9 protein-coding genes and 1 pseudogene are annotated in these 15,975 nt (G+C 65.4%); 8 read left to right on the forward strand and 2 right to left on the reverse strand.

The annotated features are described in order from the left end of the window. Nucleotides 1–33 precede the first annotated feature (33 nt). The 7 genes and pseudogenes from MEICH_RS30615 (at nucleotide 34) to MEICH_RS27670 (ending at nucleotide 11,436) form a co-directional block, all read left to right on the forward strand. A pseudogene (locus MEICH_RS30615) lies at nucleotides 34–902 on the forward strand (transposase family protein). A gap of 72 nt (nucleotides 903–974) precedes the next feature. Beyond that, nucleotides 975–4,118, forward strand: a complete 3,144-nt coding sequence (gene dpdE / locus MEICH_RS0101450) for a protein DpdE (protein ID WP_157202554.1) — start codon at nucleotides 975–977, stop codon at nucleotides 4,116–4,118. A gap of 2 nt (nucleotides 4,119–4,120) precedes the next feature. After that, nucleotides 4,121–6,667: a protein DpdF gene (gene dpdF / locus MEICH_RS22985; RefSeq protein WP_051303825.1), complete on the forward strand. Its 2,547-nt coding sequence runs from the start codon at nucleotides 4,121–4,123 to the stop codon at nucleotides 6,665–6,667. Continuing rightward, nucleotides 6,664–7,440: a hypothetical protein gene (locus tag MEICH_RS0101460; protein ID WP_027891152.1), complete on the forward strand. Its 777-nt coding sequence runs from the start codon at nucleotides 6,664–6,666 to the stop codon at nucleotides 7,438–7,440. The genes dpdF and MEICH_RS0101460 overlap by 4 nt, the downstream gene beginning before the upstream one ends. Continuing rightward, nucleotides 7,437–10,412: a protein DpdH gene (dpdH, locus tag MEICH_RS0101465; protein WP_027891153.1), complete on the forward strand. Its 2,976-nt coding sequence runs from the start codon at nucleotides 7,437–7,439 to the stop codon at nucleotides 10,410–10,412. The genes MEICH_RS0101460 and dpdH overlap by 4 nt, the downstream gene beginning before the upstream one ends. After that, on the forward strand, nucleotides 10,405–11,103 hold the full coding sequence (locus MEICH_RS0101470) for a hypothetical protein (RefSeq protein ID WP_157202555.1): 699 nt from the start codon (nucleotides 10,405–10,407) through the stop codon (nucleotides 11,101–11,103). The genes dpdH and MEICH_RS0101470 overlap by 8 nt, the downstream gene beginning before the upstream one ends. 99 nt (nucleotides 11,104–11,202) lie before the next feature. Beyond that, nucleotides 11,203–11,436 (forward strand): helix-turn-helix domain-containing protein, encoded by a 234-nt coding sequence (locus tag MEICH_RS27670; RefSeq protein ID WP_084542128.1) that lies wholly within the window; start codon nucleotides 11,203–11,205, stop codon nucleotides 11,434–11,436. A gap of 124 nt (nucleotides 11,437–11,560) precedes the next feature. Here the strand turns inward: MEICH_RS27670 and MEICH_RS0101480 are convergent, their stop codons facing one another. Beyond that, entirely contained in the window at nucleotides 11,561–12,316 is a 756-nt protein-coding gene (locus MEICH_RS0101480) for a tyrosine-type recombinase/integrase (protein ID WP_027891155.1), read from the reverse strand. Nucleotides 12,317–12,674: 358 nt separating this feature from the next. Between MEICH_RS0101480 and MEICH_RS0101485 the strand changes: the two genes are divergently transcribed. Then, nucleotides 12,675–13,676 carry a winged helix-turn-helix domain-containing protein gene (locus MEICH_RS0101485; protein WP_027891156.1) on the forward strand — a complete coding sequence of 334 codons (1,002 nt, stop codon included), beginning with the start codon at nucleotides 12,675–12,677 and terminating at the stop codon, nucleotides 13,674–13,676. 90 nt (nucleotides 13,677–13,766) lie between these two features. Here the strand turns inward: MEICH_RS0101485 and MEICH_RS22990 are convergent, their stop codons facing one another. Continuing rightward, a complete protein-coding gene (locus tag MEICH_RS22990; protein WP_051303826.1) occupies nucleotides 13,767–15,812 on the reverse strand; it encodes a 3'-5' exonuclease in 2,046 nt (681 codons plus the stop codon). Nucleotides 15,813–15,975: the final 163 nt, after the last annotated feature.

Here is a 15,975-nt window from a genome sequence, read left to right on the forward strand (position 1 = left end):
ATTTAGCACAGGAGGGCAAAAAGTAAGGCCACTATGACCTGGACAATCGTAGTGGCCTATTGCATTGTAGACGATTTGCTCAAGGTTCTGGGACACCGCGATGACCCCCAGAGCAAGACCCCGGCCAGCGTGGTGCTGACGATGACGCTATGGATACTGGCTGCGCTCGAACACGGGGGGCGGCAGAACAAGGCTCTACAACGATCTCAGGAGCTGGGGTTGTTCAGCTTCGTCCCCTCCCGCAGCCGCTTCAACCGCAGGCTCCATGCGCTGAGCTACCTCATCCCTCATCCCCCTGCTGCTGCCGCTGTTCAAAACCCTGTGGCAGCGGCTGGGTGGCATCGAGCACTACATCCTGGACACCCTGCCCTTGCCGGTATCGGTGTGCGAGAACATCCGCGCCACGCGCTGCCATCTGGCTAAGGGCCTCTGCTACCGCGGCTACACCGCGAGTAAACGGGTCTACTTCCACGGCTTGAAGTGAAGCTGCATCTGGTGGCGAGTAGCGACCGGTTTATCCGTCCGGTTTATCCGTGAGGTTGAACTCTCCCCCGGTGCTACCGCTGACGTGGAGGGACTGTACTTGATGCCTTTGGACTTGCCCCAAGGCAGTGAACTCTACGTGGATCGCGGGTACACCGACTACCAGGCCGAGGATGACTTACAAGCTCAAGGCATCGGGCTCCGCCCCATCCGTAAGCACAACTCCAAGCGCTACCATCAGCCCAGCCAGTTCATCGCTAGCCTAGATCCTAGGCCGCAAGATCATCGAGTCGGTGGGCTCTGCCCTAACTGAGCTGTTCCCCAAACGCATCCACGCTTCCACCCTCCGGGGCTTCGCCCTCAAGGTCTGGGGGTTCGTCTTTGCCCACAACTGTAAGCGTCTGGCGAGCGTTTTGTAGGTGGCAACTTGGGATAGAATTACAACACACGTTGAAGAGGTGCTCTCCAGCTATTGGGGGTGGGCCATTGCTATGATTTATGACTTCCACATCCGTCTGGGCGGGTTCGCGATTGCCGAAGACTTGCCTTTGGGACCTGGAAAAATCCTGGCGCTGGAGGATGGTTGGGCCGAGGTGGAGTACTTCGAGTCGATTGCTCGACAACGTCGGGTGCGGCTGAGAGCCGACAGCCTACACCCTCAAACCATTCTGCCGCAGAACCGCTGCTACGTGAGCGCCGACCGTTCGCGCTGGCGGGTCGGTCGAATAGTAGGGATCCCTACCGAAGGGTCAAACAGCTACTATGTCCAGTTCCCTAATGGGCAACGAGAGGAGGTCCCTGAGCAACATCTCTACGTTCGGTGGGATTTGCCGATCGGGGATCCTTTGGAAGTGCTGATCTGCCACGGCTACGAGTCGCCCTACGTCTATCAGCGGCGTCACGCCTTCGTGCGCTGCTTGACCGAGCAGCGGAGGGCTTCGGAGGGCCTCGCGGGCTTGCTTTCCTCCGCGGTCGAATTGCGCAACCACCAGATCCGTGTGGTGCGGCGGGTGTTGCAGGACCCCCTCCAGCGTTACCTGTTGGCCGACGAGGTGGGGCTCGGAAAGACCGTGGAGGCCGGAATCATCCTCCGGCAGTACCTGCTCGATAATCCCGAGGGTAAGGTGGCGGTGCTTTGTCCACAGACCTTGCTGGATCAGTGGTGCGCAGAACTACAGGCGAAATTCCACATCGAGGACTTCCCCCGAGCCGAGGTGAAAATCCTCCAGCACGAGAGGCTTGCCGAGTTAAAACCGGGGGAACTAGGAATGCTGGTTGTGGACGAGGCCCACCACCTCGCTGCTTTGGCTTATGGGGAAGTCGGGGAGCGGCAGAGGTACCGAACCTTAGCGACCCTGGTACACCAGACCCCCCGACTGTTGTTGCTGTCCGCCACCCCGATCCGCCGCCGGGAGGAGTCCTTCCTGGCCATGCTCCACCTGCTGGAGCCTGTCGCTTACCCGTTAGAGGATCTGGAGGGATTCAGGCGGAAGCTTGCTCAACGCGAGGCGGTTAGCCTTCTGTTCTTCGAGCTCGAGGCCACCTGGGACCCGCAGACCCTGGGGGAGACGGCCCGGAAGCTCAACCACCTTTTTCCGCAGGACACGCGGCTTCAGCGCCTGACAGCGCAGCTACAAGGCGTGTTGCAGGAGCATCCGGACGAGCCTGAGGCTAGGGGGGATATCCTGCGAGCCATCCGTGTCCACTTGAGCGAGACCCACCGCGTGCACCGGCGCATGCTGCGGAGTCGGCGTTCGGCGCATCTGCAACACCTCGTGCGTGGCCGTCGCTTGGCCGGCACCATCCCAGCCTACAGTGAGGCGGAGCGCCTGGTCGAGCAGGCCGTGACCGATTGGCTCGACCACCTCACGCAAAACCTGCCTGGGACTGAGTCCTATGACCTTTACTTGCTCGCAGCCGGGCGAATGCTGGAGGCTGCCGCGTCCCATCCGGTAACCCTACAGCGCTTCGTGGAGGAGCGGCTCGGCGGCCACGGTCCCGGTGTCCTGCCCGGTGAGGAGCCTTTCCTGCAGGCCGTGCTGCGGGCGGCCCGGGCGGCCCCGCCGGCCAAGGAGTCCGCCCTCGTGGACTGGCTCCGCACGGCAGGGCCCAAGACGGTGGTCTTCGTCCAGGACACGGAGGTGGCCCTTGCCTTGGCCCGAGCCCTGGCCGAGGCGCTCGGCCCGGCGCAGGTTGCTGCGTACCTGTCCGTGCGTCCTGAGGATCAGGCGGCGCAGCTGCGCCGCTTCCGCGACGACCCCGCCTGCAGGGTGCTGGTGGCCGACCACTCGGCCGAAGAGGGCAAGAACTTGCAGTTCGCCGACCGTGCCGTGCTTTTCGACCTCCCTCTCGACCCTAACCGCCTCGAGCAGCGCATCGGCCGCCTCGACCGCTATGGCCGGGGGAGGGCCGTGGAGTGCTGGCTGATCGGGCACCCCGAGCGGGAGGGCCTCGTGGGCGCATGGCAGGAGGTGCTGGTCCGGTTGGGGGTGTTCGAGGACTCGATAGCGGCACTGCAATTCTTCCTCGAGGACACGATGGTGGAATGCCGGCGGGCGGCCTTGGGCGGTGAAGGGGAGCTGCGGCGTTTCGGGCAGCGCTGGGCAGCCGGTAAGGAGGAAGAACTGTCCCGTATCGCCTACGAGGATCTGCTGGACAGCGTCGAGGAGTCAGAGGAGGAGCAGGGCTGGGAGGATCGGCTCTACGAGGTTGAGGCGACGATCGAAAGCCCCACCCGCGACTGGGTATGTGCCGTGCTGCAATTCCACGAACGGCGCGAGGCGGGGGCTTCGAGGTTCACCCCTGAGCCGGGCGACAAAACGCGCCCTACCCTGGTGCCGTGGCAGCGGATCCGGGACCGGTTCAAGGCGCTGAGCGAGCGCAGGACGACGTTCAGCCGCGCGGCGGCCACGAAGAACCCCGACCTCCACCTGCTGCGCCTGGGCGATCCTTTCGTCGACGCCTTGGCGGAGTACGTACGCTGGGACGACCGTGGACAGAACTTTGGCTGGTGGCGCTTCGTGCCCTCCTTGCCGGAGAATGACCACCGCCTCTACTTCCGTTTCGACTACCTCGTCGAGGGCGACCCCAACCCGTTCAGCGATATGGACCTGGATCGTGCCGTCCTGCGGCGCTGGATCGACAGTTTTTTCCCCCCAGAGGTGCTCAATTTCTGGGTGAGTTCGTCCGGCGAGGTGGTCCACGACCGCGAGGTGCTGGCTTGGCTGGAGCAGCCTTACGACCCCGGGCTGCGCCCCCGCGTCGACTGGAACCTCTCGCCGGCGCGCCGCTGGGCGCTTGACCATGTCGCCGAGGCTCACCCCTGGGAGGTTGTGTGCACCCGGACACGGGAGGCGGTCGAAGCGGCGTTGAGATCCCTACCGGCGCTGCGCCAGCGGATCGAAGGGGCTACCGAGCGGGCTCGAGCGCGCTTGACCGTGGCGCTCGAGCAGCTGCGCCTCAGGTGCGACCTTGCCCCGGGCGAGGCGGCCAACCGGCAGGAGCTGCAGCGCTGGACGGAGCTCGAGCCCCGCTTGTACAAGGCGATAGCGCACCCTTCCGCCCGTATCGACGCGGTAGGGTTCGTTGTCCTGTCCGGTTCCCCCATAGCTGACTCAGCCACGATCGAGGAGTAAGTGTGTCCGACTCGCTGCCGCTTTCTACCGATTACCATCGCCTGGCCGAGGCGCTGATCGATGAGCGCCTCACAGCGGCCGCCTTCGAGCTGCCTATATACCGGCGCCTTGCCGGGAGCCTCGCCGGTGTCGGCGGTCCCGCTTCCCCGGCCGACATCGCCTGCCTGGTCCGTCAGGTACTGCTGCGTGAGGAACTGCGGTCGGGTCGGGAGGTCTCCCTTAAGGTTCCTAAGGCCGCCCCCTGGCCGAGCCGGGAGGAGTGGACCAAAACCTTGGTGCGGGTGGTGGAAGAGACCCGAAGCCACTATCGCGTCCGTGCGCAGCTATGGTCGCCAGGATGGCTCGACGGCGTGCCCGGCCAGGCGGCGTTTGCCGAGCGGGAACGCTCTGAGCGGCGGCGGACCCCGTCCGATCCGGTGGTCGCCACCGTCACCGGGTTCGAAAGCTACACCTCTCCGGGCCAGAAACAAGCCCTTCGGTCCGTGCTTTTCGCCCCCCCGGGCTCGACCCTTTGTGCCGTGCTGCCCACGGGAATGGGCAAGAGCCTCCTGGCCCAGGTCCCTGCCTTGCGCGGGGCGGGTCGGGGGCTGGCGTTGGTGGTGGTACCGACGGTAGCCCTGGCCTTGGACCAAGAGCGGGTGCTCCTGGACATTGCCCGGAAGGCTCGAGTTCCACTGCCGCCACAACTGGCCTACTACGGCGGCCAGCCTGGAGGCGAGCGGCAGGCTATCCAGGAGCGCATCCTGCGGGATGAGCAGGGGGTGGTCTTTACCTCCCCCGACAGCCTGATGGGATCGTTAGCCTTTGCCGTGCACCAAGCGGCCAGCCGGGGCGGCTTGCGCCTGTTCGCGGTTGACGAGGCTCACTACGTCTCCCAGTGGGGTGCAGACTTCCGTCCGGAATTCCAGGCGGTGGCTGGCTTGCGCAGGAACTTGCTGCGGGTCAGCCCGCCGGCGAACCGCTTCGTGACCCTGTTGATGACCGCCACCCTGACCCAGGCGGGCCTCGAGACGCTCAAGGAGTTGTACGGCGAGCCGGGACCCTTCCAAATGGTCTCCGCCGCGGCTCTACGCCCCGAGCCGGAGTTCTGGGCAGCCGACTGTGGGGAAGGGGCTTCTGCCGAGGCGTTGCGGGAGGCCCGCTTGAAGGAGGCGGTACGATACCTGCCCCGCCCCTTGATCCTCTACTCCACGACCCCTGACCAGGCCCAGCGCTACTTCGACCTCCTGTGCCGAGAGGGCTTTAGACGAGTGGGGGTTATGTCGGGAAGAACCCCAGGGGCGGAACGCCATCGGCTGGTCCAGGCCTGGCACCACGGCGAACTGGACGTGATGGTGGGCACCTCGGCTTTCGGTGTGGGCATCGACCAGCCCAACGTGCGCACGGTCATCCACGCCTGCATGCCGGAGAACCTCGACCGCTTTTACCAGGAGGTGGGTCGGGGTGGGCGAGACGGCGCTGCCAGTGTCTCGCTGCTGCTACACGCCCATGACGACTGGCAGATCGCCCGTCAGACCAGTACCAACCGCCTGATCACCCTGGAACGGGGTCTCGAACGCTGGGAGGCGATGTTCGTCCACAATACCCCGCTGGGCGAGGGGCGGCTGCGGCTTGACCTAAACGCCAAGCCCAAGGACCTGCGCTTCAGCGAGGAGGAAAACCAGGCCTGGAACCTCCGAACGCTCAACCTCATGGCCCGGGCAGGGCTGGTCGTGCTGGACGCGGAGGCGCCCCCTGACCCCTCCGCCTACGAGGATGCGGTCGACTACGAGCGTGCGGTACAGCAACACCAGACCTCAGCCGTCGTGCAGGTCCTCGAGAACGACCACCGGAACCCCAGGCTGTGGGAAGAGCGGGTCGCGCCGGTGCGGACCCGACAGGCAGAAGCGGACCAAACAGGCCTAGCACAAATGCACGCTCTGATCGTAGCAGCCCGCCAGAAAGCGAAATTCGAGAAGATCCTGGCCGCGGCCTACCGGATTGCGGAGGGGCATCTGGAGGAGACGCCGAGCCTGGCCTGTGGGGGATGTCCGGGGTGCCGCGCGTCTGGGGAGGACCCCTATCCGGCGGAGGCTCCGTTCCCCCTGCCACCCCAGCACCTATCAGTGAGCGTTGACGGCCTATGGCAATCCCTGGGCATGTCGGTCGTGCCCGTGGCCTACCAGGTGCCTGAGCCCGCGCGGAGTGTGCCTCCGCCGGTGGCGGATCTGCTGGCTCGAGTGCTCCGGACCGGAATCCCGATGCTGATCAGCTCCCGCAGCAGCCTTCCAGCGAAGGAGCGGGCCGGGCTGCAGAAATGCCTGCCCCATCCCTTGCTGTGGGAAGACCCCGACGACCTAGCCCTGCCTGAACTCGTAGGTTCTTATCCCCGAGCGGTGCTGGTCGGCCCGAGGGAGGAAGCCCCTTGGCTGGCCCGGCTGCTCGGCGGCGACACCCTCACCATCGTTTTCCACCCTGAATCCTTGACAGACCCCCACCGACCCGACCGGTTATTCATGGAGCGATACCCCGGCTTCACCCTCGAACAGCTTTCACGGAGGCTAGGATGAGCTTACTCAGCAACCCCGACGCCCTGCCCCAGGCCCTGTGGGTGGTGTATCGAGCGATAGTGCCCTTGGGAGGAAAGCACGAGCAACTCGCGGAAGGGCTCTGCGATTCCGAACTCGGCAAGAATACCATCCATGCAGCCTTGGCCGAACTGGGGCGCCTGAAGATGGTGGAGCCCGCCTCCATTCCGGCCGAGCCGCCCGACCTTCAGGCGTTCCGCGTGCGCCTCCGGGAGGCCATCCTCAGCTCCCCGGACGCCGCAGACTTGGCCGAGTCGCTGGCGTGGTGGCTCAGCCTCGACCCAGGTTCGGTGTCCTTCGGCTCCTGGCTCGAGGCCGAGAAATTCCAGCTCGAACGCCTGGGCAGAAAGCTGATCCCCAACGATGTCCAGTGGCAGAACTTCACCCGGTGGGCCTTGTTCTTGGGCTTCGCCTGGCAAAGCCCTGTACGCGGCAGGGAAGCGGTCATCTACCCCGACCTTACCGAGGCCCTACGGGACTTATGGGCTTCGCGCCGGGGCGAGGTTCCGCTGGAGATCTGCCTCGCCGAGGGCCGGACGGCTTGGCCCGTCTTGGACGGCGGCTCCCTCCGGCTAAGCTTCGACGGGGAGTTGGGCATGACGCTCTCCCCGACGCTGTCGCACGCCCTGTTATGCCTCAGCGAGGAAGGCTGCGTGAACCTGATTGAAAAAGCAGACGCCAACAAGCGCTGCATCAAGGCTGGGGCGACAGAGCGGTGGATCTCCCACCTGGAATTTCGGGGGGGGTGCCTGTGAGCTTCTCGGGCTACGAGTGTTGGAAGACTGCCGACGTCCACGCGGTGCTGACCGTGGAGGCTGAGCAGCCCTCCGACAAGGTCTTTCTCGCCACCTACACCCCGATCCCGCTCAAGCGCAGCGACCCGCCCCCGCCTGGACAGGGCTACGCCTGGCAGGACTACAGCCGGGAGGACTTCCTGCGAGAGTTCCTCGATCCGAACCGCTCGTTCACCCTGGTGCCCGTGCTGGGGGCTTCGGGGGCGGGCAAGTCGCACCTGATCCGCTGGTTGGACACCCAGATCGAGCGCACGCCCCAGCGCCGGGTGATCCGGATCCCGAAGTTCCGCACCAACCTCCGGGACGTGATCGGGTTGCTGCTCGAGGGTTTAGAGGACGAGCGCTTTGTCCGCTTCCGGGAGAAGCTCGACAAAGCCGTGGCTACCAAGAGCGTCGAGCAGGCTCGCTTCGACCTGATCACCCGGCTGGCAGGCTTGGTGGGCAGGGAGAACCCCGCTAACCCGACCCAAGGCACCGAGGGCACCGTGACGGATAACCTACCTGACTTCCTGCTCGACGCGGTGCTCCGGCCGGAGTGGCTCAAGGAGGGCGGGGTCATTGACCGCTTCGTGCGCGAGGCGCTCAGTGGCAAGCAGGCGGACAAGGAGCGACCCTTCGCCTTCGAGGAGGACGACCTTCCCAAGGAGGTGAACAACCTCCGGGGCATGGCCCAGAAGGTCCAGAAATTCGCCATGCTGCTCCGCGGCAACCTAAACGTCAAGGCCGCGGTGTTGAACCGCCTCAACCTCCATCTCCCGGCTGCCATCCGCGCCCTGCACGACATCGGGGGGGATGAACTGCTCGAGGTGCTCCGCGATTTGCGGGCTGAGCTCTTCAGGCAAGGGCAGGAAGTGATCCTGCTCATCGAGGATTTCGCCCTGCTGCAAGGGGTGCAGAACCAACTACTCGAGGCCATCATTCAGCAGCCCGACCGTGAGGGCCGGCAGTACCTGTGCAACATCCGCACAGCCATCGCGGTAACGACGGGCTATTTCGACTCTCTGGACACCGTGCGCACGCGGGCTACCTTCGCGGTGACCATGGACTCGGCCCAGGACGAAGTCTCGTCGAGGGAGAAGGCCGAGTTCGCCGCCCGCTACCTTAACGCCGTGCGGCTGGGCCTGCATCAACTGGACCGGGCGGAGGAACCGTCCAGGCTGAACGCTTGCGACGGCTGTGTCCACCGGGTTGCCTGTCATCTAACCTTCGGGAGCGTGAGCCTGCCGCAGCAAGGGGTGGTGGGGCTGTATCCCTTCAACCTCAGAGCGCTCGAGTTCATGGTCGAGCGGATCTCGCGCGAGCGTTTCAACCCTCGTGCAGTCATCCGGGACGTGTTGCGCTACACCTTGCAGGAGGCCACCCTAACCCTCAGCCAGGGTCAGTTCCCTACAACTGCCTTTCAGGAGAAATTCCCCGGCGAACCCCTCTCGATCACCAAGCAGAGGGAGATGGAAAACCTCTTTCACGAGCCCCACTTGGTTCGGCAGGCCTCCAGCGTACTCCGCCTGTGGGCCCCCGGCCCCGAAGAGGCAAGTCACGTAATGGCCGCCTTCAGACTGCCGCAGTTGGAGGGTAACACCACCATCTCCCCACCGGATCCACCTGCTGGCTTTAAGCCGCCGCCTCCACCTGCTCCCCCCCCTACCGGCCAGCACCAGTATGATCCCCTTCTGGCCAACCTCGCTGCCTGGGCGGGGGGCCACGAACTGCTGCAGGAGCACGCTAGGACGTTGCGAGAGACCCTGTTCCGGCACCTCGAGGCGCAGATCAACTGGGAGATGGAGTTGATCTCTCTAGACTACCTGAAGCAGAACGGGCTGTGGACGAACTCCATCATCTACTTCCAGGGCCAAAGCACGGGTAATCCCGTCACCGACCGGGATCGGCTCAGCCTCGTCCTCCCCACGCCGCCGAAAACGGCAGCACAGGTAGCCTACGTGCTCGAGGGCCTGGTAAAGGCGGAGCGGGCGAAGGGCTGGAGCTTTGAGCATGCCGAGGAGTACCGCCGCGCCACGCAGATCAGCCTGCGCCACTGGGGGCAGGAAGTCGTGCGGCAGTTGCACGAGATTACCGACCGAATGCTCCCAGTGCTGCTGGGCGGGCTCTATTGGAGCCACGTAGTGTTGGGTGACCTCAAGGAAGGACCCGCGCTCCTGAGGGCAATAGTTGCCGAAGTAGCGCCCGACAAAAAGCTGGCCGACCCTCTAGGAGAACTGGCCGCGTTGGCGCTGAGTCTGCGGAAGGGCTTCCGAGAAGCGGTCCAACGCCGCATCGGGGTCTACAAAGGCAGTGGGCAAACCCGGTTCATCGACGCGGCACGGGCCCTAGAGGCTCTGCAGGGGCTCGAACGTGGCCAGCTGCCACCTGTGCAGGAGGCCTGGTTCGGCCATGGGCTTGCCGCAGCACGGGCCTATGCCGACTTTAGCCGAAAGCTGGACCCTGTGCTCGAGCGCGCCACGGATAAGGCCGCCGCCCTGCTCGCCGAAATAGAGCGCTGGGTGCCCGTGCCCCTCACCGAAAGGGAATGGCAAGACGTGCAGCAGGCCGTAGCCCAAGCCTTTGCTGACGCGGGTGGGGCGGGCACCTTTCAAGTGGGAGCCCCCAATTTCAGTTCCCTGCAAGATCTGGCCCGCTCAGCCACTGGTATCGTCGAGTTGAGCCAATGCCTCGACCGTGTGCGCCGGGTAGGGGGTGACAAGGTCGAGCGAATGGCGCTGATGACCGATCTCTTCTCGCGCGACCCAGAAGGTATCCTTCAGGCTCTGCGCGGAGTCGAGAGCACCCTGGATAGTTCCATTCAGAGCGCGTCGACCCAGCTCAAGGTGAAAGGGGCCGATCCGGGGCAACTGGAACACACGATCCAGAAAATGCGAGATGTCCTGGTAGAGATCAAGGACCTGTGCAAGGGTTTCACGAAGGGTGGACATGATTAAGGAGAAAGCCACACGCCTTAGCCAACTCTCCGCAGACGTTCGTAATGCTAATTCCAACGCTGCAATTCGCAGTGAGTTGTTGGACAGGTTAAGCAGCCTCGCTGATCTTAGGAGTGAGTTGCAAAACCTTCTGGAGATATACAGGCTCCTCATGGATCACGGCGTGATCAGGCTGCAGGACTTGCCTAACTTGTACGGGCTTATTCAGCGGCTCGACGACTTCCTGAAGAATTTGGAGCAAAGTCACGAGGTCGCCCGGACCCACGCTTACGGCGAGTTGCAGCAGCATCTGGAGGAGGTGGTGAAAGACTTGCGGAGCACCTTCCTGAAGCACTGGCGCCAGTACGCCTCCAGGAAAGCCCCGTCGCTTTCGGATGATCTGTTGGACGTGCTAAGCCATATTCCCAGCCTGAAGGCGCCGATCGAGGAGTTGCGGCAGCTCAAGTCGAGATTTGACAGCCTCGGGCGGTCTCTGCCCACCAGCGGGAAAGCCATCGGGGAATTCCTTGCCACGGTAGAGAGGTGCGAGCGTAAGTGGCGGGACATGTTGGGGTCCGGGGTACCCGACGCGGTGGTGGCATTTCTCCGGGAGGCTACCGGGCAGGGAGCGGCGCTCGAGCTTCTGGTCCCGGAGGTTCTAGGCTGGTTTAAGGAGCGAAATCTCGAGCATTTGCTCAGGATCCGGATCTAAAAGGCTCCACATGGTTAGTGGTCATTTAAGTAGGTAGATAAAAGTTACCTGATTAATGTTGTAGACTCTCGTTCTTTATCTCGGTAACTTCAGCATTGAATGGCTGATAGCTACGAGGAGTTGATTCAACAACTACGGTTACATCTGATCGACCTGCGGCGGCAAAAGGGTTATTCTCAGGAACAGGTGGCGCGGCTTGCTGAAATAAGCCTGAAACACTATCAAGACCTTGAGAGGGGGCGCTCTGTGAATCCGGGTCTGAGAATCCTGTGGCGGTTGGCACAAGTACATGGTATTGACCTGTGCGAGCTTTGGCGTCAACCAACAACCTGAGCTGTGACATAGCGTCGCCCCTTTCCAAACCCTCCAAGCCTTACAGGTGCGCGTGACCCTCACCGTCCTCGCCCATAACCTCAGGCTTCGCGGCATCACGCCCTAACCCCTAAACGGGGTAGGATCAATCTCCTCCGAACATCCGCCGGTAGCTTTCCCCCACACTCGCCAGCGAGCTTTCCGCATAGATCTGGGTGGTCCTGGGGTCCTGGTGCCCCAGGAACTTCTGGAGTTGCTCGAGGGGCATCCCCCGATCCAGCAGGATCTGCGCCACCGAGTGCCGCAGCAGGTGGGGGTAGACCCGCTTGGCGATGCCCGCCTCCTGCGCCGCAGCCTGGATGAGCTTCTGGATGGCCCGGGTCGAGTAGCGGTCGTGGCGGTTGGACTCGAAGAGGTAGCCCCGGCTCCTCCCGGCCAGGTGGACCCGCAGCTCCTGGGCCAGGGCCGGGAGGATGGGAACGTAGCGCACCGAGCCCTTCTTGGCCCGGTGGACGTAGACGTGGGGGGCCTCCCCGTCGAGGTGGGCGTCCTGGACCCGGAGGTGGACGAACTCGCTCACCCGGACTCCGGTGTAGAAGAGGGTCTTGAGCATCAGGCCGAAGACCGGCTTCCTGGGGTTGAGGCGATAGGCCGCCCCCAGCAACCGTTCGACTTCCTCCGGGGAGAGCCGCTCGACCACCCGGCGGCGCTTGGCGGGCGGGTCGAGCTCCAGCAGGCGGCGCACCCGCTCGACCACGTACTTGCTCTGGTCGTAGTCCAGGTGGGCCTTGCGCCAGAGCCTGGCGGTCTCCCGGATCACCGCCTCGAGCTCAGGGGCGGAGTTCGCCTTCGCTTTTTTACCGCGCACTTCGGCCAGTTTGAGGGGGGTCACGCTCTCCATTTGCCCCTCAGTCTAGCCGGGAAGTTCGCTGTAGGGGGCTTGTGCGAACTCTTGCCCCCACCCACCCCCTTCTCTCGACGAACGGGGGCAAGGGGATGATCCCCTCGCGGGACTGGCTACGCCGGTACACCCGGATGGACCGCACCTGCCCGGTAGTTTTCCTCGGAGAGAGGAAGTGTTGGGAATGTTGGGAATTGCACTTGTCAAAAACAAAAAACTCCCAACACAAGAAGCGCTGTCCAGGACTCGGTTTTCATGGCCTTGTTGGGAATGTTGGGAGTGTTGGGAGTTTTAGAAAGGGGGGTCTCAAAATTTTCGAGCATCGGGATGATATTCCAAGTATCGGTAACATATTCCTATGCACTGGAACGCGATTGCTCTTTCGGTCATCGCAGCCCTGGCGCTGCCGGTGGTAGGTCTCATCACGGGGCGGGTGGTGGGAGACTTCTTCCTCCGTGGAGATTTGATCGGGGCCACCGGCGCGGCTTTCGGGGTGCTGGTCTACGCTTTGGCCCTGGCCTCCTCGTACTCGCACCTGCGGCACTACTACAAGGGCTATGAGGCCCAGGGGGTGCGGGCCTCGTGGGCCCTGGCGCTGGCCGTGGAGGTTGCTACCTTCTACATGAGCTTCGCCTACGTGGTGATCCACTCCGCCTGGGCCTTCTGGGGCAGCCTGATCGGGGCCTTCGTGGTGTTCTGGGGGAACCTCTCCAGCATGTATGAGGCACGGGTCGAACGCGCCCGGGTTGCAGGGCTGAGGGAGGAAGAAGCAGCCCTGAACGAAGATCGACAAGTGCAGCCCGCTCATGCCGTGCCAGTAGCTAAGCCGGGAGACGATCCCCTCTCGGGACGGGGCTCACGCCCCGTGCACCAAGAGGGATACAGGTTCGGCCATCTGGAGGCTCTTCTCTCAGCGGAGGCTGTGGAAACAAGGATCAGCCAGGTGAGGCAGGAAGTGCGGGCGGTCAGGAAGACAGGGGACGACCCCCTATCGGGACAGAGGGCTAACGCTGCTGTTCACCGGGCGGACGATCCCCTTCGGGACGGGCTGACGCCCGTTCACCGGGCGGACGATCCCCCTTTGGGACAGATGGCCAAGCCGGTGACCCTGCCCGCTCGGGAAGGGCATGAGGCTCCCTCAAGGGGGCGAGATTTCCCCCTTTCCGAGACCGACCGGGAGGTGCTGCGCCTGGCTGCGGCAGGGCCGGTTGGCCCCTCGGCCATCGCGCGGGCGCTGGGGATCGCCAAGAGCTCGGCGGGGGACCGGCTCCGGCGGCTGGAGCAGGTGGGGATGCTGGAAAGGCGAGGTTCCGGGTACGTGGCCGCTGCGGCGGGGCGGGGGCTTGCCGGTCAGGGGTAAGCAGGCCGGGCCGGCGTACGGGCGTGGTATGACGCCCGTGCCCGCCAAGGGGTGGGCCAGGGGGCCGGAGGGCGATGGACAAGCCGTGCCTCAGGGGCGACCACTGCGTTCTGATTGACTCGCGCTGCCGTGGCCGGCCGGTTCGTCGTGCTGCTCCCAAAGCTCCGGCGGCAATTCACGCACGAAGGGGCTCGGCCGGCGGGGGTCGTAAGCGACCACAAGTGCCCGCATGGCCCGCGAGCAGGCCACGTAGAACAGCCGGCGGTCGCGGGCCTCGTAGGCCTCCGCCTCCTCCGCGGGCACTGCGGCCTGGCGGGGGAGCGTGCCCTGGTTGACGTCGAGCACGATCACCACCGGGAACTCCAGGCCTTTAGCGGAGTGCAGCGTCAGCGCCTTGACCGCCGGCTGGTCGAGCTCGAGGGCCTCCCCCTTCGACCACGCCGCGGGCACGTCCAGCCGGTTGAGCGCGGCGACCACCTCGCGCGCGCGGGCTTCGCTCGGGCAGAGGATGCCCACCCCGCTCAGCGGCACCCTTAGCTGCCGGCACAGCCGGTAGACCAGCTCGCGGAGCGTGCCGGCCTCGGTGCCCTGGTCGATCCCCACCAGCAGCGGCTTGGGGCCATCGCGGTGGGCCGGTTCGGGCAGGTCCTCCGACTCCAGCGACGGGTGGCGGGCCAGCGCCGCCAGTGCCGCGTGGATCGGGCGCGTCGAGCGGTAATTGCGCCGCAGCAGAAGGCTCCGGCCCCTCATGTCGAGCGCCTGGTCCACGGCCTTGAAGGAGAACCCCTGCTGGTAGAGGCTCTGGTTGGCGTCGGCGGTGAGGTAGAAGCCCCTCGGGTCCTTAGCCAGGCGCAGCAGGAAGCGCAGGGCGACGGGCGGGAGGTCCTGCGCCTCGTCGACGATCACCGCGTCGTAGGCCGGCTGGGCGCTGGCCCGCGCCGCCGCGCGGGCCCGGTTCCAGCTCAGCAGCCGGCGCCGGTCGAGCAGCCCGCGCCAGCGGTCGTAGGCCACCCACACCTTCTCCCGCTCCTCGGGGTACAGCGGGAGCTGCCGCCCGTGGCGCGGGAAGCCCAGGTACTCCTCGCGGCCAAGGTCCCAGGCCTGGATCACGTCGTGGAACTCGTCGCGCAGGTAGCGCGGGCCCAGGCCCTGCAGGAACGGGTCCCGCAGCTCGGCCAGCACCGTCCTCACGGCCTCGAGCAGCTCCGCGTCGCCGGCGATTTTCCAGGAGGGGGCCTTGAGGTTCTGCCGCACCAGCCGGTCCACCCAGCTCACCTCCACCTCGGCGTCCAGGCCCCGCTCCTCGACCAGGCGCGAGAGGAGCTGCTCGGCGTAGTGGGCGAGGGTGGTGGTGTAGGTGGCGAACAGGACCCGCGAGCCGGGCCGGTGCTGGGCGTAGGCCAGGGCCCGGTACAGCGCCACCACGGTCTTGCCGGTGCCGGGGCCGCCGCGCACCAGCGCCGGGCCCTCCAACCGCCACTCCGAGGCGCGGACCTGCTCGGGGTCGAGGCGCAGCAGCAGGTCGCTGAGGCGGCCGCTGAGGTAGGCCTCCAGTTCCTCCCGCGAGTGCACCACGTACTGCGCCTCGGACTGGGTCTGGTCCAGGCCGGGCCGGTACAGCATGCCGATCACGTGCATGACCCACTCGCTCGGCACCACGCTGTCGAGGTGGAGCAGGTCGTCCTCGCCGGCACAGCCCAGGAACTGCGGGAAGTAGAGCCGGGGCACGCCCCAGCTCTCGAGCTGCTCGGGGCGCAGCGGGAAGTTCCCCTCCCTTGGCGGGCCCCCCGCGGCGAGCTGTTCGTCCTCCTCGTCCCAGTCGGCCGGGGGCGCGGCGGGCAGTTCGCCGGGCGTGGGCAGCGTTCGGGGGTTGAAGGGCAGGTCATAGGTGTCCTCGCTGCGCCGGCGGACCGCGTGGATCTCCACGTACCCGTCCAGGCGGCAGAAGACCCGCCACCTGCCCACTTTGAGCCGGTGGAAGCCCGGGTATTTGCGCAATGGCCGCAGGTCGAGCCGGCCCGATCGGGGATCCCTCGCCAGCAGGTCGATGTCACCCAGCAGGGCGTCCAGCTCCCTGGCAGGCACCGCCTGCAGCTCCCGCAGGGCGGTGGTGGTGAAGATCGCGTGCCGCTGCATCAGCCCTGGACCTCCTGGGGGTGCCGGAAGAGGCGCGCGAGCCCGCGGACGGAGCCGAACCAGGCCAGCAGCGAGCGCACGTGCCGCTCCAGCCGCTCCAGCCGCGCCGCGTTGTCCCGCTGGGTGCTCGCGGCGGCGTCGCCGAGCCGCTCGAGCGCCTGGG

Origin of the sequence: Calidithermus chliarophilus DSM 9957 (assembly GCF_000430045.1) — a bacterium.
GTDB lineage: Bacteria > Deinococcota > Deinococci > Deinococcales > Thermaceae > Calidithermus > Calidithermus chliarophilus.

Bases quoted from the DNA above. Each gene is read 5' to 3' on its own strand.
- dpdE (WP_157202554.1), top strand. From the start codon at position 975: ATGATTTATGACTTCCACATCCGTCTGGGCGGGTTCGCGATTGCCGAA.
- MEICH_RS0101460 (WP_027891152.1), top strand. From the start codon at position 6,664: ATGAGCTTACTCAGCAACCCCGACGCCCTGCCCCAGGCCCTGTGGGTG.
- MEICH_RS0101470 (WP_157202555.1), top strand. From the start codon at position 10,405: ATGATTAAGGAGAAAGCCACACGCCTTAGCCAACTCTCCGCAGACGTT.
- MEICH_RS27670 (WP_084542128.1), top strand. From the start codon at position 11,203: ATGGCTGATAGCTACGAGGAGTTGATTCAACAACTACGGTTACATCTG.
- MEICH_RS0101480 (WP_027891155.1), bottom strand. From the start codon at position 12,316: ATGGAGAGCGTGACCCCCCTCAAACTGGCCGAAGTGCGCGGTAAAAAA.
- MEICH_RS0101485 (WP_027891156.1), top strand. From the start codon at position 12,675: ATGCACTGGAACGCGATTGCTCTTTCGGTCATCGCAGCCCTGGCGCTG.
- MEICH_RS22990 (WP_051303826.1), bottom strand. From the start codon at position 15,812: ATGCAGCGGCACGCGATCTTCACCACCACCGCCCTGCGGGAGCTGCAG.